Annotated in this window: 11 protein-coding genes and 8 pseudogenes; 8 read left to right on the top strand and 11 right to left on the bottom strand. The window is 39.0% G+C overall.

Features of this window, described 5'->3' with window-relative positions:
• The first annotated feature begins 61 nt into the window (after positions 1 to 61).
• From PN838_RS05800 to PN838_RS05790, 3 genes are read left to right on the top strand one after another with little or no spacing between them, the layout of a single operon-like run.
• Positions 62 to 1,921: a pilus assembly protein gene (locus PN838_RS05800; protein ID WP_272180001.1), complete on the top strand. Its 1,860-nt coding sequence runs from the start codon at positions 62 to 64 to the stop codon at positions 1,919 to 1,921.
• Positions 1,918 to 2,409 carry a type IV pilin protein gene (locus tag PN838_RS05795; protein ID WP_215962232.1) on the top strand — a complete coding sequence of 164 codons (492 nt, stop codon included), beginning with the start codon at positions 1,918 to 1,920 and terminating at the stop codon, positions 2,407 to 2,409. The genes PN838_RS05800 and PN838_RS05795 overlap by 4 nt, the downstream gene beginning before the upstream one ends.
• A 1-nt stretch (position 2,410) precedes the next feature.
• The gene (locus PN838_RS05790) at positions 2,411 to 2,935 is read left to right on the top strand and encodes a GspH/FimT family pseudopilin (protein ID WP_215962231.1); all 525 of its coding nucleotides are present in this window, start codon (positions 2,411 to 2,413) and stop codon (positions 2,933 to 2,935) included.
• 3 nt (positions 2,936 to 2,938) lie between these two features.
• Here the strand turns inward: PN838_RS05790 and nadE are convergent.
• Positions 2,939 to 3,770, bottom strand: a pseudogene (gene nadE / locus PN838_RS05785) (NAD(+) synthase).
• 92 nt (positions 3,771 to 3,862) lie between these two features.
• Between nadE and PN838_RS05780 the strand changes: the two are divergent.
• A complete protein-coding gene (locus tag PN838_RS05780) occupies positions 3,863 to 4,201 on the top strand; it encodes a P-II family nitrogen regulator (protein WP_215962229.1) in 339 nt (112 codons plus the stop codon).
• Positions 4,202 to 4,320: 119 nt separating this feature from the next.
• Here PN838_RS05780 and PN838_RS05775 read toward each other — a convergent pair whose 3' ends face one another.
• Both PN838_RS05775 and tpx read right to left on the bottom strand, forming a co-directional pair.
• Positions 4,321 to 4,758 (bottom strand): Hsp20 family protein, encoded by a 438-nt coding sequence (locus PN838_RS05775; protein ID WP_215962228.1) that lies wholly within the window; start codon positions 4,756 to 4,758, stop codon positions 4,321 to 4,323.
• 227 nt (positions 4,759 to 4,985) lie between these two features.
• Positions 4,986 to 5,564: a thiol peroxidase gene (gene tpx / locus PN838_RS05770; protein WP_272180000.1), complete on the bottom strand. Its 579-nt coding sequence runs from the start codon at positions 5,562 to 5,564 to the stop codon at positions 4,986 to 4,988.
• A gap of 143 nt (positions 5,565 to 5,707) precedes the next feature.
• Here tpx and PN838_RS05765 point away from each other — a divergent pair.
• Positions 5,708 to 6,711: pseudogene (locus PN838_RS05765) on the top strand (response regulator).
• 2 nt (positions 6,712 to 6,713) lie between these two features.
• Positions 6,714 to 7,697 (top strand): sensor domain-containing diguanylate cyclase, encoded by a 984-nt coding sequence (locus tag PN838_RS05760; RefSeq protein WP_215962225.1) that lies wholly within the window; start codon positions 6,714 to 6,716, stop codon positions 7,695 to 7,697.
• A gap of 105 nt (positions 7,698 to 7,802) precedes the next feature.
• Here the strand turns inward: PN838_RS05760 and PN838_RS05755 are convergent.
• The 3 pseudogenes from PN838_RS05755 to PN838_RS05745 form a co-directional block, all read right to left on the bottom strand.
• A pseudogene (locus tag PN838_RS05755) lies at positions 7,803 to 9,246 on the bottom strand (SpoVR family protein).
• A gap of 100 nt (positions 9,247 to 9,346) precedes the next feature.
• Positions 9,347 to 10,612 (bottom strand): annotated as a pseudogene (locus PN838_RS05750) (YeaH/YhbH family protein).
• Between the two features lie 19 nt (positions 10,613 to 10,631).
• A pseudogene (locus tag PN838_RS05745) lies at positions 10,632 to 12,553 on the bottom strand (PrkA family serine protein kinase).
• Positions 12,554 to 12,935: 382 nt separating this feature from the next.
• Here PN838_RS05745 and PN838_RS05740 point away from each other — a divergent pair.
• Complete coding sequence (locus PN838_RS05740) at positions 12,936 to 13,682, top strand: NUDIX hydrolase (RefSeq protein WP_272179999.1); 747 nt, start codon at positions 12,936 to 12,938, stop codon at positions 13,680 to 13,682.
• Between the two features lie 168 nt (positions 13,683 to 13,850).
• On the opposite strand, the gene PN838_RS05735 is transcribed toward PN838_RS05740, so the two are convergent.
• Both PN838_RS05735 and PN838_RS27060 read right to left on the bottom strand, forming a co-directional pair.
• Positions 13,851 to 14,564 carry an endo-1,4-beta-xylanase gene (locus PN838_RS05735; RefSeq protein ID WP_272179998.1) on the bottom strand — a complete coding sequence of 238 codons (714 nt, stop codon included), beginning with the start codon at positions 14,562 to 14,564 and terminating at the stop codon, positions 13,851 to 13,853.
• Entirely contained in the window at positions 14,516 to 14,698 is a 183-nt protein-coding gene (locus PN838_RS27060; protein ID WP_370661007.1) for an endo-1,4-beta-xylanase, read from the bottom strand. The genes PN838_RS05735 and PN838_RS27060 overlap by 49 nt, the downstream gene beginning before the upstream one ends.
• A gap of 913 nt (positions 14,699 to 15,611) precedes the next feature.
• On the opposite strand from PN838_RS27060, the gene PN838_RS05730 reads away from it, so the two are divergent.
• A complete protein-coding gene (locus tag PN838_RS05730; RefSeq protein WP_272179997.1) occupies positions 15,612 to 16,490 on the top strand; it encodes a sugar phosphate isomerase/epimerase family protein in 879 nt (292 codons plus the stop codon).
• Positions 16,491 to 16,582: 92 nt separating this feature from the next.
• On the opposite strand, the pseudogene PN838_RS05725 reads toward PN838_RS05730, so the two are convergent.
• The 3 pseudogenes from PN838_RS05725 to PN838_RS05715 all read right to left on the bottom strand — a co-directional run bounded on the left by PN838_RS05725 (position 16,583) and on the right by PN838_RS05715 (position 20,573).
• Positions 16,583 to 17,586 (bottom strand): annotated as a pseudogene (locus tag PN838_RS05725) (LacI family DNA-binding transcriptional regulator).
• 54 nt (positions 17,587 to 17,640) lie between these two features.
• Positions 17,641 to 19,174, bottom strand: a pseudogene (locus tag PN838_RS05720) (MFS transporter).
• A 56-nt stretch (positions 19,175 to 19,230) separates the two neighbouring features.
• Positions 19,231 to 20,573: pseudogene (locus PN838_RS05715) on the bottom strand (GH1 family beta-glucosidase).
• Positions 20,574 to 20,666: the final 93 nt, after the last annotated feature.

Here is a 20,666-nt window from a genome sequence, read left to right as displayed (position 1 = left end):
ATCGGTTGACTCATTCGAATGATATTTATTACGCTTTATTTGATCCAACAAGCTCTGAATATTGGCCGGGCAACTTAAAAAATACAAATTAATAGATAGTGTTGTTCAAGATAAGAATGAAGAAAATGCGATTTCCAGTGATGGCTTTTTTAAAGACAATGCCCATGATTTTTGGGCAACTAGCGGCTCGTTAAGTGGCACATTTGTTAGTCGAGGTGGTGTCTCTGCAAATCAAAGAGTTGCAAGAAATATTTATTCTAATATGGCGAATAGTTCAACTCCTTTATCTGAAGAGGATGAACGTATCACAGCGAGTAATTTAGGTTTGCTGACAGTCGATGAAGATTATCGTAAAACCTTAATTAAATGGATGTTAGGCTATGATATGAAAGACAAGGATGGCGATGGTGAAACGGATGAACCTCGCTATGAAATGTCTGATCCTCTGCATTCAGAACCCTTGTTTCATCGCTACTCGGATGACAAGTCCGCTATATTTATTGGTACAAATGAAGGTTACCTAATGTCAATTGACGGTGATTCAGGCCGTGAGAATTGGGCATTTATACCTGAAGAATTAATCGATAATATTCCTGTCTATTTCCAAGACGGTAATGTATTTAATACTCGCACCTATGGTATGGATGGTTCGATTAATTCATGGACAGAAGACGGTAATACTTACATTATTGTTGGTCAGCGACGCGGTGGTAATCGCTATCATGTTTTAGATATTACGAGTCGTACATCTCCTCGCTATAAGTATTCGATTGAAGGCGGCACTGGTGACTATGCTCGTTTAGGGCAGACGTGGTCGAAACCGACAGTATCTTCGATTAAAATTGGTGAAGATACCAAGAAAGTTCTTATTTTTGGTGGTGGTTACGATCCGTTACAGGACTCGGTCAATATTCGAACGCCAGATACCTTAGGAAATTCTGTGTTTATCGTTGAAGCGTCAACGGGTCAAAAATTATTTGAGATTTCGTCAAATACAAACGCTAACTATGTCATTTCAGAGATGAAATATGGTGTCCCTGCTCGGATTTCTGTGATCGATCGTGATTTTGATGGTCTTGCTGATCATCTTTATTTCGGTGACATGGGTGGACAACTATTCCGGGTAGACTTATACAACGGACAGACAACGTCAAAATTGGCCGTGGGTAAATTACTTTATTCATCGAGTGAAGATGCCAATATAGAAAAAACACGTCGTTTCTATAATTCACCTGACATTGCTGAAATAGTGCAAGATCATGACCATTATTACGCGGTATCAATAGGTTCAGGTTATCGAGCTCATCCGTTAGATGAAACAGTGCAAGATTCCGTTGTGATGATTAAAGATAAAGGGGTATTTATAAAAGAAGATGGACGCTATACCTTCCCTGAAATCTCTACAATTGTTCAAATTACACCGGAATCTCAAAATCTATCTGATTCAGCTGAATTTGATGGTTACGAATTCAATTTAACTAAAGGTGAAAAAGTACTCACTGGGGTGTCGATTATCAATAGCCGACTCATATTCTCAACGTACGACCCAAGTTCAGCTGGTTTAGAGGAAAACTCTTGTTCGGCTGCTCAGGGCGGAGGCAGAGTCTATATTATTAATTTGCTCGACGGTAATGCGTTGATAGATATAAATAATGACAATAAGATTGATTATAATGACTCATTTGCAGTATTGGATAAGTCTGGGATCCCAGCGGAGCCTCGATTAATTATTACCGATCCTGACGCGCCAACAATTTGTATCGGCACAGAATGCGCTGACACTGTTGAATCGGCTGACGATGAGGGTGACATATTTAAGAAACTTACAAGTAAGGTTTCGGGTGCTAAGAGTAAATTGAAACGGGTCTATACCAATTCTTGGTCAACAGAAATAGAACCGACAACAAAGGATGATAGATGACATACAAACTAAAATGCCAAAATGGATTTTCCCTAATCGAGTTACTTATTGTCGTGTCAATAATTGGGATTTTGGCTGGTGTTATTTATCCGAGTTACACTAGGCATGCACAGAGCTCTTATCGTGCTCAGGCTCAAGCTGATTTACTGGCACTCGCAACTGCAATGGAAAAACATCGCGCGACAACGTTTAGCTACGCTGGGGCTGCCGGCACATCTGACGCACCGACTGATACTGGCGCTCCTTGGATTTATGATGATCAGTCGCCATCGAATACAGGCTCAGAAGCTATTTACAATTTGACCATTCAAGCGGTTGGTGGCAATGGACGGACGTATGAGATCCGTGCAACGCCTGTTGCATCTGGTCCTGTTGGTCAAGGCAGTATGAAAGAAGGCATAATGAGTTATTTCTCTGATGGCCGAAAAGCTATTGATGCTGATCACGATGGTGCTTATAGCGCGGATGAATTTTGTTGGAAGTGTTAATATGCAAAATAACGTGAGGCGGTCTGGATTTACGATTATAGAATTGCTAGTTACACTGGCGTTATTTAGTATTATCGCCACAACGGTAACGCCGTCATTGGGTAACTTTTATAAACGTAATAGAGTTGCATCGATTGTAAATAATCATATTTCAGCCATTCAACTGGCGAGGCATACCGCTGTATCTGAAAACGTGTTTGTGGTTGTTTGCCCTAGTTCCGACATGCAAAACTGCGAAGACGACTGGGCACTAAGTAAAATTGTTTTTGTTGATGAAGACGGCGATGGGTCGTTAGATGGCAATGAAGAAATCATCGCAAACATTGAAATGGTTAACGATTACAGGGTTGCATCCACACGTGACTCTTTGCGTTTTGCGCCATTTAACACTGCCCAGAACAATACGGCCACAATTACAATTTGTCCTGATGAAGAAACAACCGTTTTTTCACGTGCTATTGTTATATCAAATGTAGGCCGAGTTCGACTTGAAAAAGATCAAGCCGAAATCGACTGTACAGATTAAGGATCAATCGTAAATCGTTGGGATAGGTAGCCGTTTATGTTGAGTTTTATTGAATATTTCCGTTAATTTCTCAGCAATGTGTGGCGCCACCTCTTTATTTTCTAAGAAGTCATCAATTTCATCATAAGTGATCCCAAGTGCTGATTCATCTTCTTTGCCTTAGCGCAAGTTCTTCTAGATCGGCAGTCGGAGATTTTTCAACGAGTTTTTTAGGAGCGCCTAATTCAGCGGCTAAAGCACGAACTTGCCTTTTATTTAGGCCAAATAGAGGGATTAAGTCACAAGCGCCATCACCCCATTTAGTAAAAAAGCCTGTGAGATTTTCAGCAGAATGATCGGTTCCTAACACTAAACCTCCTACTAAACCGGCTATTTCGTATTGTGCGGCCATTCTAGCGCGCGCTTTCACATTCCCCTTTACGAAGTCCACATGAGTGCTGGAAAACTTCGTAGAGATGTCTGTAGGCAATGACTGCATAACTTGGTGATGTAAACCGTTAACAGCATCTTTAACGTTAACCGTTAACACGTGGGTCGGTTTAATGAAACTTAACGCCAATTGGGCTTCATCTTCGTCAGCCTGAATATCAAAAGGTAAACGAATTGCAAAAAAGCTATATCCGCCGTTATGTTCTTCATTTAGTTGATCCACTGAAATTTGAGCTAATCTTCCGCAAGTAGAAGAGTCGACACCACCACTTATCCCTAAAATTAGGTTTTTCTGCCCAGAACGTAAAAGTGTTGCTTTGATAAACTCAACACGTCTGTTAATTTCGTGGTTTACATTGATAGTTGGTTGAACCATCATTTCCTTGCGAATTTGTTGTGCATCCATAAATGAATTTCTTCTCATGTTTAACTGGTTAGAATATTCTATGTTAACTAAAATAATTTCTCACTAATTGAAACCCGATCAGGTAAAAATATATGAAAAAAGTTACGGCGGTAATAAAACCTTTCAAACTAGATGATGTCCGTGAGGCGTTATCTGAAATTGGCGTTAATGGTATGACAGTAACAGAAGTAAAAGGTTTTGGTCGACAAAAAGGCCATACTGAGCTTTACCGTGGCGCAGAATACATGGTTGATTTTCTACCAAAGGTCAAACTCGAAATTGTCGTCAATGATGAGACTGTTGAGCAGGTCGTTGAAGCAATTTTAGAATCTGCTCAGACCGGGAAAATTGGAGATGGTAAAATATTTGTCGAAGCCATTGAAAGAGTTATTCGTATTCGTACTGGCGAAGAAAACGAAGAAGCGGTTTAGTGTATCGTTTAGTCTTGTTCAAAAATCGTAATTAAATAAATTGGTGACGAACAGACAAAAAATACCGGAAGCAAGCTTCCGGTAAAACAACAATTCACTGGGGAACACTTTTGAGTGTATTAGCTTTCTAGCAGTTTGCCAGTGCCAATTTCAATTTTTCTTGGTTTAAGTGCTTCAGGAACTTCGCGCTCTAAGAATATGTGCAATAAACCATTTTCAAGTTCTGCATCAATGACCTTAATATAGTCACCTAGTTGAAAACGGCGTTCAAAATTTCGCTCAGCAATTCCTTGGTAGAGATATTTTTTATCAGTCTTTAATTCGGGTTTAATCCCTTTTACGACAAGCGTATTGTGTTCAGACTGAATGTCTAATTCATTGTCACTAAATCCGGCAATTGCCATTGTAATTCGATATTTATCGTCGGCTACAGATTCAATGTTATAAGGAGGATATCCGTTTGATTTATCGGTGCGATTTGCTGAGTCTAACAAAGTCGCTAGGTGGTCAAATCCGATGAATGAACGGTATAGTGGTGATAGGTCTACATTTCTCATTTTCTTATCCTTTATTTTAAGCAATAAGTATTATTTAAATACATTTTAAATTTAATTAACCTTTCAAAATGAACAGGTTAGGTAGTTATCGACAATCCGTTAGGCATTGCTCGTTAACTTGAAACATATCTATGGGTGCATTTTATTTTTTCAACAAAAAAGGCCAAATTAATTTGGCCTTTTGACTATTTTATTGATTTTAATCAGATTTAATTTTGCTCAGAAACCTAGGTAATGGCATGAAATGCGGCATCGTAATCGGGTTGTTCAGATAATTTTGCAACGATCTCTTTGTAAAAGATGACGCCGTCGGGTCCAATTACAAAAACTGAGCGAGCTAACAGCCCCATATCTTTAATCAATACGCCGTAACTCATACCAAAGTCACGCCATACTGAGTCAGACAGTGTCATTAACTTGTCAACATTTTCGGCCTGACAAAAACGTTTTTGAGCAAATGGTAAATCGGCACTAATAGTTAACATCACAATATCTTGAGGTAAATTACTTACTTCGTCGTTAAATCGTTTTGTTTGAATACTGCAAACACCAGTGTCTAAACTTGGGACAACACTAATTAAAACCGGCTTACCTTTAAAGTCGCTTAGAGATTTTGTTTTAAATTTACTATCTACCACTTTGAAATTAGGGGCGAGTTGCCCGACATTAATTTGTGGCCCCAATAACGCAACGGGTTTGTCTCCAGCGCTGACGATATCGTAGTGGATCGGTAAGTCTTTCTGTATATCAGCGGCAGAAACACTGAACACTGATATAAGAATGCCGAAAACCGATAAAAATTTCATATTTACTCCAATTTAGTTATTTCGCATATAAATGCTAGCTTGCATTATGATTTAACTGCTATAGTTTTTACATAATCTATTATTAATAGGTTTAAATTCAAAATTTTATTTCAAAATACCGGTAATTTGGTCAATATAATAATATGCAAACGACAGTAATTATTTGTGATGATTCTAATCTAGCACGTAAACAAATGGCACGTTCTTTACCCGACGAATGGGATGTAGAAGTGGTATTTGCAGTTAACGGCGAAGATGCTTTAGATATTATAAGAAAAGGGCAGGGAGATTTGCTTTTTCTTGATTTAAATATGCCGGTGTTAGATGGTTATGGCGTGTTAGAGGCATTACAAGCCGAAAGTATCTCAATTATTACAATTGTCGTGTCAGGAGATATCCAAACTGCGGCTCATGAACGAGTTAAAGCCTTAGGTGCATTGGATTTTATAAAAAGCCAATTGATAAAGAAAAACTGCAGGCACTCCTACATAAATACGGTATTACCAGCGAAGCCGAATTAGGTAAAATCAAGCCTAAAGCTGAAAAGTTGCTAGATGCTGAAACTCGTGATGTTCTGCAAGAAGTTACAAATGTTGCCATGGGGCAGGCGGGTAGTTTACTTGCAACTGTGCTGGATGTTTTTGTAAAACTTCCTATCCCAAATGTAAATTTATTGGAAGTCTCTGAGTTAGCTATGGCGCTGCAGTCGGTTGAAACAAACGATACGACGTCAGGTGTCTGTCAGGGATTTATAAGCGGTGGTGTTGCCGGAGAAGCTTTACTGATCTTACACGATTCAGGTTTTAAAGATATCGCCAAGCTTCTGAATTATAAAGGTAAAGTTGATAGTCGAGTCGAACTCGAATTATTGATGGATATTGGCAATATATTAATCGGTTCGGTTCTTAAAGGCTTGTCTGAACAGCTTGATTTAAACTTTAGCCAAGGTCACCCAACCGTGCTTGGGCAACATTGTAATGTATCGGATTTAATTTATACCAATTCGACCCATTGGAAAAAGACACTTACCATTGAAATCAGCTATGGGCTGGAAGGGCACGATGTAACTTGCGATTTATTACTGCTTATTACTGAAGACTCAATTCCAACCCTTCAAAATAAACTCAACTTCTTATTTGACATATGACCATGACAGAAAAAGCGACTATTGAAGTATCCGAAGTCCATTGGTTAATGGATATGTTTCAGTCTGTAGATGTCGGACTGGTTGTTCTAGACCGTGATTATAAAATTCAAGTTTGGAATGGTTTTATGGAAAATCATTCTGGTGTAACGCCTTATGACGTAAGAAATAAATCACTTTTTGAAGCATTTCCTGCACTTGATGAATATTGGTTGAAGCAAAAAACAGATCCAGTTTTTGTTCTTAAAAACCGAGCGTTTACCATATGGGAACAAACCCCACACATTTTTAAATTTAAGAACTATCGGCCGATTACAAGTGTGGCGCCGTTCATGTACCAAAACGCCACTTTTATTCCACTGACCGACACTATGGGTGAAGTAACTCACCTTTGCATTATTATCTACGACGTGACCGATGTTGCTATTTCAAAAATTGAATTAGAAGAAGTTAACAAAGAGCTGAAGCGCCTAAGCCAGACTGACCGATTAACCAATCTTAATAACCGAGGTTACTGGGAAGAGTGTTTACAAAGAGAATTTCAACGGCAAAAACGTAGTCACAATATAAGTACGTTGTTGATATTCGACATTGATCACTTTAAAAAAGTAAATGATGGGTACGGCCACGCTGCGGGTGATGAAGCGATTTTACATTTAGCTAAGATACTGCGTAAGAACTTACGTGAAACGGATATTGGCGGGCGCTACGGTGGTGAAGAGTACGCCGTGATATTAACTGAAACGGATGTTCAGCATGGACTTATCTTTGCTGAGCGCATTCGAAAAATCGTTGAAGAATCCCATGTTTTATATAACGATATTGAAATCAAATTTACAATAAGCATGGGCTTAGCAGAATACTCAGACCAATTTGAAAATCACCAAAATTGGATCGAGGCTGCCGACAGTGCGCTTTATGTAGCCAAGACTGATGGTCGTAATTTAGTTAGGACTTTTACCCCTGATATTGAACGTGTTGTTAAATAAGCTTAATAAAGTTGAAAAATTAATAGGTTAATTGTAATTGTTTTTATACAAAATACGCTGAAATACGATGTTTTGCGAATAAACCAAAGGGGTATTCGCAAAAATCTAGTTATCTTTAATCGTATTTTCAACGACAGGGCAGTGTGCTAGCTCAATATATTTCCCTCCAATTTGTTGTTGAACCAATTTCACATCAAAGCCCCATAGTCTGTAAACATGTCTCATCATTTCGTCTAGATTGCCACTAAGCGGAATATGGTTGTGTGGTGTGTATTCTAACGTTAACGATCTATCGCCATTTACATCGACATTAATCACTTGAATATTTGGCTCTAAAAAGCTTAAGTTATATTGCGAAGCTAGTTTCTGGCGGATATCACGATAGCCTTGCTCATTATGTATCGCGGTGACCTCCAACATTTTATTGTCTTCATAGTCCTGTAAATTAAACAGTTTAAACTCACGCATTAACCGCGGTGATAAAAACTGGGCAATAAAACTTTCATCCTTAAAATTTTCCATAGCGTAATGCATAGTATCAAGCCAATTTGACCCCGCGATATCTGGGAACCACAGTTTATCTTCTTCATCAGGGGCCTCACAAATGCGCCTAATGTCTTTAAACATTGCAAACCCAATAGCATAGGGGTTTATGCCACTAAAGCTAGAGTGGTTGTATTCAGGCTGATATACGACGGCAGTGTGGCTATGTAAAAACTCTAAAATAAATCGCTCAGTGACCAAACCTTCGTCGAATAGGTGATTCAAAATAGTGTAGTGCCAATAGCTTGCCCAGCCTTCATTCATGACTTGTGTTTGTTTTTGAGGGTAAAAATACTGTGAAACTTTACGGACTATTCTCACTATTTCACGTTGCCAAGGGGCCAATAAGGGCGCATTTTTTCGAAAAAATAAAGTAAATTTTCATGAGGTTCCGTAGGAAATTTACTGCTTTTGATTTTGGTTTCAGTGGCTTTCTGTGGAATGGTTCGCCACAATTGATTGACTTGGCTTTGTAGATATTCGGCGCGTTCTGTTTGACGTTTTTGCTCTTCAAACATAGAGATTTTTTGTGGGCGCTTATATCTGTCGACACCCAAATTCATTAAGGCATGGCACGAATCAAGGATCTCTTCAACTTCCTCTACACCATACTTTTGTTCACATTGCTCAATGTAGTTACGAGCAAATAATAAGTAATCAATAATTGAACCTGCATCTGTCCATGTTTTAAAAAGGTAATTGTTTTTAAAAAAGAATTGTGACCATAACAGGCATGTGCAATCACGAGCGCTTGCATCGTGATGGTGTTTTCTTCCATGAGATAAGAAATACAGGGGTCAGAATTAATCACGATTTCGTAGGCCAACCCCATAAATCCTCGTTTATAGTTTTGTTCAGACTCTATAAACTTTTTACCAAAAGACCAGTGGTTGTAATTAAGTGGCATGCCCACACTTGAATAAGCATCTAACATTTGCTCAGAGGTAATTATTTCAATTTGGTTTGGGTAAGTATCAAGTCGATAATATTCTGCGACTCGTTTTATTTCATTTTGATAGGCTTCTAATAACTCAAATGTCCACTCTGGGCCATCTGATAGCGGTTGCGCTTTTTGTTTCTTTTTGCTGTCATATCCTTCCCTAACGCTAACTGCTCGTTTGTTTCTTAAAGAATTCTCTGAAGATTGGATAGATATCAGAGGCTTGTTTGATATTTTGCATAGCAAAATTATCATGGCGTTCTGTTAACCCTTGGTACTCTTGCCATAGGGTTTGATGACTGCGATTGGTTATTTCGATATAACTAAAATAACGTGAATAGTTCAGTATTTTGTCGTTTAATAATTTGCTGCATTTTGGCGAGTCGTCAGCCCAATTGTCACCGTCTGATGCTTGTGCTGCATAAATGTTCCATTGATTGGCAGGATAACGCTGTTGCACAATCTCATCCATTAAATACAAGGCACTAGAGACTATTGTTCCTCCTGTTTCCTGCGAATAGAAGAACTCCTGTTCATCGACTTCTTTCGCCTGTGTATGATGACGAATAAACACAACTTCTGTGTTTTTATAACTTCGGCTCAAAAACTGATAGAGCAAAATATAAAAACGTTTAGCGATGTCTTTTGTGCTTTGATCCATTGACCCCGATACATCCATTAGACAAAACATCACCGCTTTGCTACTTGGCTTAGGGCGCTTTTCAAAATTACGGTAACGTAGGTCGAAGGTGTCAATAAAAGGCACTTTTTTAATGCGTCGTTCTAGATCTTCTATTTGTTCTTCTAACTGAGCTTTAATCCGAGGATCGGGCGTTGGCGATAGCACCAGTTCAGCAAGTTGTTTTTGCAATTCTTTTAACTTCTTTTTTACTGGCTGTTAATGCAATTCGCCTTGCTTGGGCACCTCTTAATGAGCGAACAATATCGATACTCGAAGGGATCCCTCAGATTTATAACCACTGCGTACGGTTTCAAATTCAACTTCTTGTTTCTGTTCTGTTTTTTGTAGATTGGGTAATTCCAAGTCATCAAAGAGTAAGTTTAGATACTCCTCCATCGAAATAGAGAAACTAAATTCGTCCTGACCTTCTCCAGAATCGGAGGCGTCGCCATCGCCTGAACCTTGACCTCCGCCTTCTGGGCGTTTGATTTTGTCATAAGGAATAAATTGATCATTACCGGGTAAAATTCGGTCACGATTTCCGCCTTTTCCTTGATGAAAAATAGGTTCTTTTATATCCCGACTTGGGATTGAAATGTTTTCAGAAGATTCAGTGTCAGTAACGCTTCTTTTACTAATGGACTCGGCAACTGCTTTTTTAATCTGTGATTTATAGCGGCGCAAAAAGCGCTGGCGGTTAACCGCGCTTTTGTTCTTGCCGTTTAATCGACGATCTATAAAATGCGCCATACATACCTCCTCAGTTAAATTACTGAGATTTTCGGACGCGTAAATACCATTCCGATAATAGGCGTACTTGTTTTGGGGTATATCCCTTTTCCACCATACGATTTACAAAATCGTCGTGTTTTTTCTGATCATTTACGTTTGCTTTAGCATTAAACGAAATGACAGGTAACAGCTCTTCTGTATTTGAAAACATCTTTTTCTCTATAACCGTGCGCAGTTTTTCGTAACTGTTCCACGCTGGGTTTTTGCCTTCTTTCTTAGCACGAGCGCGCAACACAAAATTAACGATTTCATTTCTGAAGTCTTTTGGATTACTTATACCTGCCGGTTTTTCAATTTTTTCCAGTTCGTCGTTGAGCGCTGAACGGTCAAATAATTGGCCCGTTTCTGGATCGCGATATTCTTGGTCTTGGATCCAAAAGTCGGCGTAAGTCACATAACGGTCAAATATATTTTGACCGTACTCAGAATAAGATTCCAAATATGCGGTTTGAATTTCTTTGCCAATAAACTCAACGTATTGTGGGATTAAATAACCTTTTAAAAATTCCAAGTAGGCTTCTTGTTGTTCTTGAGGAAATTGTTCTCGTTCAATTTGTTGTTCTAGCACATAAAACAAGTGCACTGGATTTGCAGCAACTTCTTGATGGTCGAAGTTGAAAACGCGGGACAAGATCTTAAATGCAAAACGGGTAGAGAGACCGGCCATGCCTTCATCAACGCCGGCGTTATCTTTATACTCTTGATAGGACTTTGCTTTAGGATCGGTATCTTTAAGGCTCTCACCGTCATAAACACGCATTTTGGAATAAACAGAGCTGTTTTCAACGTCTTTAATTCGCGACAAAATTGTAAATTGGGCGAGAATGTTTAGTGTGCTCGGCGCACAAGGGGCTTTTGCGAGTTCACTACTTATTAGCAGTTTCTCATAAATTTTTACTTCTTCAGTTACCCGCATGCAATAGGGCACTTTTACAATATAGACTCGGTCTAAAAATGCCTCATTATTGCGATTATTCCTAAATGATTCCCATTCGGATTCATTGCTGTGGGCTAAAATTATGCCGTCATAGGGTAATGCTGATAAGCCTTCGGTGCCGTTATAGTTGCCTTCCTGTGTTGCAGTTAGCAACGGATGAAGCACTTTGATAGGTGCTTTGAACATTTCGACAAATTCCATTAAGCCTTGGTTTGCTCGGCATAAAGCACCCGAATAGCTATAGGCGTCGGGATCGTCTTGGGAAAAATCTTCTAGTTTTCGGATGTCAACTTTGCCAACAAGAGAGCTAATGTCTTGGTTGTTGTCATCACTAAGGTTCGGTTTTAGCGATGCCAATTTGATGTAAAACAGACGGGTTACGTTTAACTACTTTAAATTGACTAATATCTCCACCAAACTCTTTTAGTCGTTTGGCAGCCCACGGCGACATTATTGTTTTTAAATAACGAAGTGGAATGTTGTATTCCGACTCCAAAATGTGGCCATCTTCATCTGGATCAAATAGGCAAAACGGGTGGTCGTTTACCGGAGATCCTTTAATGCAATATATGGGTTGTTTTTGCATTAGGTATTTGAGTTTTTCCGCAAGTGATGATTTGCCGCCACCGACAGGTCCTAATAGATATAAAATTTGTTTTTTCTCTTCTAGCCCTTGGGCCGAATGTTTTAAATAAGAAACAATTTGCTCAATCGCTTCTTCCATCCCAAAAAGTCTTTAAATGCGGGGTATTGAGAGATAATTCGATTTGAGAATATTCGGCTTAATACAGGATTTTGTGACGTATCGACCATTTCCGGTTTTCCAATGGCCAATAATAATCGTTCGGCAGAAGATGCGTACGCAGACTTGTCCTTTTACACAGCTGGAGAAATTCATCAATGGTAAATTCTTGTTCTTGCTCAGCCTCAAAACGTTGTTTGTAATGGTCAAATATACTCATAGTGCCTCCAAAACTCTCAAGGAAAATTAGAGTTTGTATTCTATTGATTTAGCTAGTTTTGTTACTTTAAGATTAGTCTAGATTTAGAGATACAAGGAAAAATTTGAGAGATATTAATTGTTCTATCGAGTAAACAATTGAAAGTTATAATTTAAACCTCTGGAATTGAGCTACGGAAAATGACATTAGGTCGTCTTATAAATGCGAGATGTATAATATAGTGATCTTGACTATAATTTTTCGGATCGTTACTCTACGCAGGGAAAGCGCTTACATTTTGATTCTTCTTTATTTCTATCGTTTTTTTAGGAGTAACTCTTTGAACTTTTTAGATCTAATTGGTGACTAAATACTTAGCGGAATCGACGGTTTTGTCGAATAAATGGATGGTAAATACGTGAAAGAAGACACACCTATCTTTGTAGAATCGACTGAAAAATTAGAATTTGGTGCTGAAGACACGCTGCCAAATGTTTCCGTCGACAATCTGATATTCTCATTGCAAGACAGCAAATTAAAATTACTCTTGGTTAAATACACACGAGGTATTGCCAGTAACAAGTGGGGTGTCATCGGCCATTGGGTTAAGCTGGATGAAAGTCTTGACGAAGCAGCGCTACGAGTTATTAAGAAAGTCACCTTAGTTAAAAAACTGTATTTGGAACAACTCAGTACGTTTGGTGCGGTGGACAGATATCCACTTAGTCGGATTATCACCGTTGCTTATTATGCGCTCGTTCGATTCGAAGACGTAAAAATTACGACGGGAAACAAAGATATTGAAGTAGCGTGGTTTGACGTTAACGAGCTTCCAGATTTGATTTTTGATCATCAAAACATTGTTGAAGCCGCGATTAAACAACTTAGGTACAAAGTCAGACATGAGCCTGTGGGATTCAGTTTGTTGCCAGAAAAATTTTCATTGCTTCAATTGCAAGAAATCTATGAAGCGATTTTAGGCCAAAAGTTGGACAAGCCGAATTTTCGTCGAAAAATATTGAAAATGAATTTGTTGATTGATTGCAAAGAAAAACAAACGAATGTGGCTCATCGTGCGGCGGGCTTGTATCAATTTGATGAAACGGCATATCGCAGGTTAACGGAATTTGGCTTTTCGTTTGAACTTTAAAACGATAAATTTAGCTTTGTGAGAGTTTAGGGAAAGGGTTTCGGACTGCTATACGCAAATAACTAATTAAATGCGTATAGCGATTTTATTAGGACAAAATATTGTTCAACTAAGGTTGCGTTGGCATTAAGTCTTTTACCCAAGGTTTGAGTTGCTTGTCACGGTTTATCAATAATGGGTAGTCGGTGCGACCCTGCATTGGCCAATAGTTACGCCATGTTTGAGTATCGTGCACCCCCAAAATGTTACACGACTTATTTTGTCGCTGTGTTTTAAAAATAGCGCAAATAACTGTTTGTAACGATCGCCAAGTTGAGCGTTTACATCATCTGGGATCCCGTTTCGGTAAGGGTCGTATTTGTCTTGCAATTGGAAATTTTGTGAAACGTCAGCGCCTTGATGTGCGTCTTCAGGAAATGGCAACACAGACACATCTAATTCTGTGATCATTACTTTTAGTCCAAGCTCACCAAACGCAATAATAGAGTCTTCGAGTTCTGCAAGGTCTGGATAATCAAGCGCATAATGACCTTGTATTCCGATCCCATCAATTTTAATTCCACGCGCGATTAGGTTTTTTGCCATAGCAACAACGCCACGACGTTTTTCAGGTTTAAATAAGTTGTAATCGTTATAGTACAACTCTGCATCAGGTGCAGCTTTAGCAGCCATTTTAAAGACTTCAGCGATATAATCATCACCTAAAATCTCTAACCATTTGGATTGACGTAATGTACCGTCTTCGTTAAAGGCTTCGTTGAGCACATCCCAACCATTCACCTTGTTTTGATAGCGGCCTGCGACTGTATTGATGTGTTCTTCAACAATGGCAGTTAGGTCCTGTTTGGTACGGTTTTGGCCATTATTATCAGTAAAACCCAATCAGGTGTTTGGGCATGCCAAACAAGCGTGTGGCCAACAAAAAATGAATTATGATCTTTTGCTATGGCTGCCAATGCATCTGCTGAGTCAAATTTATAGTTGTTTCTCGTAGGGTGGATACTTTCCCACTTCATTTCATTTTCTGCGGTTAACGCGTCAAATTGCTTTTTACCAATGGCAGTGTATCAGCTTCAGTATTTAGTATTTGCTCCTTGTTGAGAGCAGCACCTATCATAAATTTATCACCAAATAGATTACGTAGAGAAAGATTTTTGAAGCATCAACAGATTTCACTGTAGACATTTCTTTGCCGTTATCGGCGCAAGAAGACAGTAAGAGTATACTCAGGACTACCACTACGCGAGAGTTTAGGATTTGGTGCATGTTGTTTCCTTAATTTAATACAATACCGGCAAATAGAGATAATTATGTCACCGGAGTTTACTTTGTTTAGATGTTCTTCCCACTGAGTTTACGTCTAAATGTTCAAATGCTACTCATGCAATTTTGCAAATGCCATCGAGTTTTTAGCACGTATCGCTGTTGTTTGCCTTCAAATAGAGCAGACTACACTTCACTTCGTAAATGGCAATTTAGGTGATACATATGTGTAAGTAAAATTTAGTCGAGCTACCCCCAACGGGAAGAAAAGGGCAGCTCTGCCTGACTAATTTGTTCAGCTTAAATTAATCAGGTATGAGTAACTTATGGTTATAATCACTATAAGTAAATATGGCGAAAAAATAACATAACGTAAAACGATGAAATAGTAAAAATGAACGCAGTTAACTCAAGCTAATTGAGTTAAAAACATGTCTTTAATTTAGAAAATGGCCGACCTGCAATAATGTTAATACGCTGATTTTATTTCATCGATAGCCTAATTTATCGTAACGAAAATACAGGATGCACGATAAGCTAATTTGTATCAAAAGTGGTTTTTATAAAAATGCTAACTCGTCTATTTCCGTTAGCACTGTATTGTTACAGTTTCTGGGACTAATAAGGTTATCGTTTCGTAAAAATGGTTTATTCAAAAGGGTAGAAATGAATACTAAAAAATTTTTTAATCTGAAAGTGATTTTATCGCTGGTAACGGTACTAACTGTCTTAGGGTGTAGTAAGTCAACTGAGCCAAATGTTACCAAGCAAGACTTGCCGAAAATAAGTGTACAACTGTGGTCAGTCAAAAACGCACTCACTAATGACTTTAAGGGGACACTTCAAAAGTTATCAGATATGGGATTTGAAGGAGTAGAGTTTGCTGGCAATTTTGGGCCCTACGCAGGTGATGCAAAAGGATTAAAACAGTTTTTGAATTCATTAAATTTAACAGCGAGTGGTGCGCATGTTAACTACGACGCGTTGTCTAATGCGAATATTGATAGTACTTTGGATTTCTATCAAACGTTAGGCGCAAAATTGCTTATAGTTCCTTGGGATGAACGCGCTTGGCACCCAACCGATGTTAAAGAGATGGTGGCGCAGCTTAATGCAATCCAAGTTAAAGTGACCGAACGAAATATGGTGTTTGGATACCATAATCATGACCAAGAGTTTAACGAGTTTCAAGGCGAAACCTATTGGGATTACATTGCCCAAAACACCAACAACTCATTTTTGCTGCAACTCGATGTTGGCTGGGTTAATTATTCTAAAAAAGATGCGGTTAATTTTGTGACTAAATACCCAAATCGTACATTAACGACTCATTACAAAGTTAGAACAAAAGACGGTCAACCGGAGTCTGTTATTTTAGGTGATGATGGCTATGATTGGGCAACACTGATCAAAACTAATATGGCGGTAGGCGGCACAAAATGGATAGTTGTTGAGCAAGAAGAATACCCTGCTGGATTAACTGAATTAGATTCTGTGAAGTTGTCTAAGCAAGGTTTGGATAAGATAATGGCGCGTTTAGACTAAAGCAAGACGCAACAGGGCATTATCTGTAATTTCGGGTAGTGCCTTTTGTTGTATCGAAACGTTAAGCCGACAATACCCTTACATAATCAATATTATTCGGTAAATGGAATGACAGAATTACGTTCCACAAGTTTTGGCGAAAATTGATTGGTAATCTCAATATTTTCAAATTGATAAACTTCTTTGAGCACTAAATCTACAGCCATTTTTGCCATATTAAATACAGGATAATTGAGTGTCGTTAGTGTCGGGTATAAGTAGCTTGCGTATAAAATATTATCGAACCCAACAATTGAGAGGTTTTCTGGTAAATCCATACCTAACTTCCGTGCCATAGCCATAGCACCACAGGCCGTTTCGTCATTAGCACAAATCAGTGCAGTAAACGGTTTGTTTTTATGAATAAGCTCACTTAAACCAATACTGCCGCTTTCTTGAATAAAGTCGCCGCGATAGAGCAGGTCTTCATCAAATTCGATGCCAGACTCTTCTAGTGCGGCTTTATGACCAAATAATCGGTCATTGGAATCTATTTTCCAGGTTGGTCCAGAAATATAAGCAATGTTCCTGTGGCCTTTTTCGATAATTGCTTTGGCAGCCAAATAGCCACCAACGCGATTATCTAAGTAAATGCACAAGTCTTTAATTTCTTCCACAACGCGGTTAATAATAACAACTGGGATCTTGCTTTTAGATAATTCGACTAAGTATTCATCAGTTACCGCTTCAACGTGCAGAATTAACGCATCGCAATTTCGGCTTAATAGAAACTCTATGCCGTCTTTTTCAGTTGCTTCTTCGCTGTGACCCGCGGTAAAAATAACGTGTTTGTTGGCTTTTCTAAGTTGGGTTTCAACCCCACTCATTAAGAACCCAAAAAATGGGCCTTTTAACTCAGGTATCATTACACCGATACTGTTAGAGCGATTTGAAGCTAAGGACTGGGCAATAGAATTCGGACGATAACCCAATTTACTCATTGCGGCTTCGACTTTTTTCGTGTTTTATCACTTACATTACTAGAGCCATTCATAACCCTAGATACGGTAGCCAATGATACCCCAGCCAGTTCTGAAACTTCGTAAATTGTCGCCATTACACTATCAAATCCTTAAAAAATTCAGCGTGAGTTTACCCTTTCTTTTAACGGTTAACTAGCCAAACGTGCTTCTGATAAATCATTTGTCATTTTTTCCTGCATCTTATCGTCAAGAGGATAAAACATCATTAGTGCCGCTGCGATAAACCCGAATGCCGCAGGGATCCAACTCATCAGCCATTGCATGCCTTAGCAGTGAGTCTTCAATTGTTGCAGCATCCATACCGTCATAGCCATAACCTGACAATACTAGGAGCACAAGTGCACCGGCAAAACCACCGCCTGTTTTTTGAACAAATGTACCAGCGGAATAAATCAGTCCTGTTGCTCTGCGCCCATTTTTCCATTCAGAATAGTCGGCAGAGTCGCCTAGCATTGAGAAAAACAAGGTTGGCATAATTGCAGCAAAAAACTCAGCAGAACAACCCAACAAAAATACCGGTACGATGGACTTTTCTGGGATCCAGAACATGGCGCCAGTTAATAGGCTGCTGATGATCAGCGCGCCAATAAACAACTGCTTACGACCAAACCATTTCGCTAGAGTACTTGTGCTCAAAGCACCCAAAATACTGACAACTAACAGTCCAACAAAATATTGGCCAGCGAGTATTTCGTCACCGACAAAATATTTAAAATAATAGGCAATTACGCCATATTTAATACCATTAAACATCATGGTTAAAAAGCCCATACCGAGTAATATTAACCATGGTTTGTTATTTAATAAGTCAATCATGTCTTGCTGACTGCGGGTTAGATTGGAGTGATCAGAACTCAGCAAGCGTTTTATTGCGAAATGACAAAATACCACAACCGCTACAAAAAACAGGCCTGTTGGCAAGTTACGGTAGTAGAAGAACAAGGTGGTCGCGAGTAGCGGTAAAATGATAAATGGTAGGTTTTTACTTAAATCTTTTAATTCTGATTTTAATGAACCGCTATTATTATCGGCTACAGGTTTAACTCGCTCTTGAGTAGTGGAAAACGTTATGACCATTAACACAAGAAGAAAAGCGGCAAATAAATACATAGTGTATTGGTAACCTTGTTGCTGGTTACCTTGACCAAAGTATTCAACGAGTTGAGGTAAGAAGCCCATTACAAACAAACCACCTAAAAATGCACCTGCAAATCTAAATCCAGATAGACTTGTTCGTTCTTTGTCATCATTTGTCATGACGCCCATCAATGCAGAATAAGGGACATTATTTACAGTATAAGCTAACGTTAAGCCAATATAAGTCACGTACGCAAACGCTAATTTACCGTCGTAACTAAAGTCTGGCGTGGTAAAACACAGCACCATAAATAGCGCTAAAAATGGCGTTGACCACAAAATCCAAGGTCTAAATTTACCCCATTTTGTGTCGGTTCTATCGGCGATCATACCCATGATTATATCGGTAATTCCGTCTGTAAGCCGAACAACTAAAAACAGCATGGCTGCCGCCGCTGCCGTTAACCCAAATGTATCGGTATAGAATACGGCTAAATATGCAAGCGCGCCTCGCCAAACTAAGTTTGCTGCGGCGTCGCCGAGCGCGTATCCAATTTTTTCTTTAAGGGCTAGTTGCATTGTCATTCCATTTATTTTTATTGTAGTTGGCTTGTACTGAGCTTATTTAGTTTTACTTTTAACTATTCACCCCGAGAGGTTATCAAGTCTTTATATGCAAGACCACTTTGTTTAATGGTTCTTACTTGAGTGTCGTAATCGACATAAACAATGCCAAATCGTTTAAGGTAACCTTCTGCCCATTCGAAGTTGTCCATTAGGCTCCACGCAAAATACCCCACGACATTTACACCATCGGCTATCGCATCGTTTACTGCGTTAAGGTGGCCATTATAATAATTAATACGGTCAGTATCCTGGACAATACCGTCAACCATTTGGTCTGCAATCGCAGCACCATTTTCTGTAATGTAAACCGGTGGTAGTGTGTATTTTGAGTTTAGTGAAACGAGCAGTTCCGTTAGTGCTTTTGGATAAATTTCCCAGCCAATATCTGTACGTGGAAACAAATGGTCGTGTTCAGTGTAAAACTCACCGTCTTGGGTCGGTGCAGAATACAACAGGCGGGTATAATAATTGATGCCAAGGAAGTCCACTGGGCAATTAATAATTGCCAAATCACCTTCTTGCATATCAGGAGCCCAATCGTTGCCAAGTTTATCTATGATGCTCGGATAGGCGCCATCCATGATAGGTTTTATGTACCATTGATTGATATATTGGTCGGCATATTCTGCAGCTTGCTTGTCCGCGTCGGAATCGCTTGCGGCGTAACATGGTGTAAAGTTAAGAACGATGCCATTAAGGCTATTTGGACAGTTTTTTTGTAAAATTGGCATTGCTAGCCCATGGGCTAACAATATGTGGTGCGCCGCTTGACGACCATTTGCTTTACCGGTTTTACTATAGGTGCATGAACACCTATCTCATACCCCAAAAATGCCGAACAGAATGGTTCGTTAAATGTTGCGTAAGAATGAACTTTTTCGCCTAGCTCTTTTGAAATTAGATCTACATATTGAGCAAATTTATAGGCTGTTTCTCTATTCAACCAACCACCTTGGTCTTCCAAATGTTGTGGCAGATCCCAATGATAAAGTGTGGCAAATACTTTAATGTTTTTCGCGTTAAGGCCATCAATTAAGTTTTGATAAAAACTAACACCTTCTTCGTTCAATGTACCATCTTGTTTTATAACACGAGGCCAACTGATGGAAAGGCGGTAGGCATCAACACCAAGCGAACTAATTAGCTCAACATCGTCCTGCCATTTATTAAAATGATCACAGGCAATTTTACCATTTGAACTATCTGCAATTTTTCCATCTGTATCACAAAAAGTATCCCAAATACATGGAAGACGATGTTCGATACCACCTTCAATCTGAAAAGATGCGGTTGCCACACCAAATGTAAATTGGCGTTTCATCATTGGTGACGTTATTGGCAAAGTTATTTTGTTCATCAAAGGTACCCATTGGTCTGGTGTAAAGTCCGCTTCATCGCGTTTTTCAAGGTAAAATCAAGTTATTTAGTAAGCGCTTACAAAAAGACTTGA

The organism is Psychrosphaera algicola, from assembly GCF_028401425.1.
GTDB lineage: Bacteria > Pseudomonadota > Gammaproteobacteria > Enterobacterales > Alteromonadaceae > Psychrosphaera > Psychrosphaera algicola.
The sequence above is the reverse complement of the archived record's forward strand: the minus strand, read 5'-3'. Positions and strand labels throughout refer to the sequence as shown.

Bases quoted from the DNA above. Each gene is read 5' to 3' on its own strand.
- PN838_RS05795 (WP_215962232.1), top strand. From the start codon at position 1,918: ATGACATACAAACTAAAATGCCAAAATGGATTTTCCCTAATCGAGTTA.
- PN838_RS05790 (WP_215962231.1), top strand. From the start codon at position 2,411: ATGCAAAATAACGTGAGGCGGTCTGGATTTACGATTATAGAATTGCTA.
- PN838_RS05780 (WP_215962229.1), top strand. From the start codon at position 3,863: ATGAAAAAAGTTACGGCGGTAATAAAACCTTTCAAACTAGATGATGTC.
- PN838_RS05775 (WP_215962228.1), bottom strand. From the start codon at position 4,758: ATGAGAAATGTAGACCTATCACCACTATACCGTTCATTCATCGGATTT.
- tpx (WP_272180000.1), bottom strand. From the start codon at position 5,564: ATGAAATTTTTATCGGTTTTCGGCATTCTTATATCAGTGTTCAGTGTT.
- PN838_RS05760 (WP_215962225.1), top strand. From the start codon at position 6,714: ATGACAGAAAAAGCGACTATTGAAGTATCCGAAGTCCATTGGTTAATG.
- PN838_RS05740 (WP_272179999.1), top strand. From the start codon at position 12,936: ATGGATGGTAAATACGTGAAAGAAGACACACCTATCTTTGTAGAATCG.
- PN838_RS27060 (WP_370661007.1), bottom strand. From the start codon at position 14,698: ATGAAGTGGGAAAGTATCCACCCTACGAGAAACAACTATAAATTTGAC.
- PN838_RS05730 (WP_272179997.1), top strand. From the start codon at position 15,612: ATGAATACTAAAAAATTTTTTAATCTGAAAGTGATTTTATCGCTGGTA.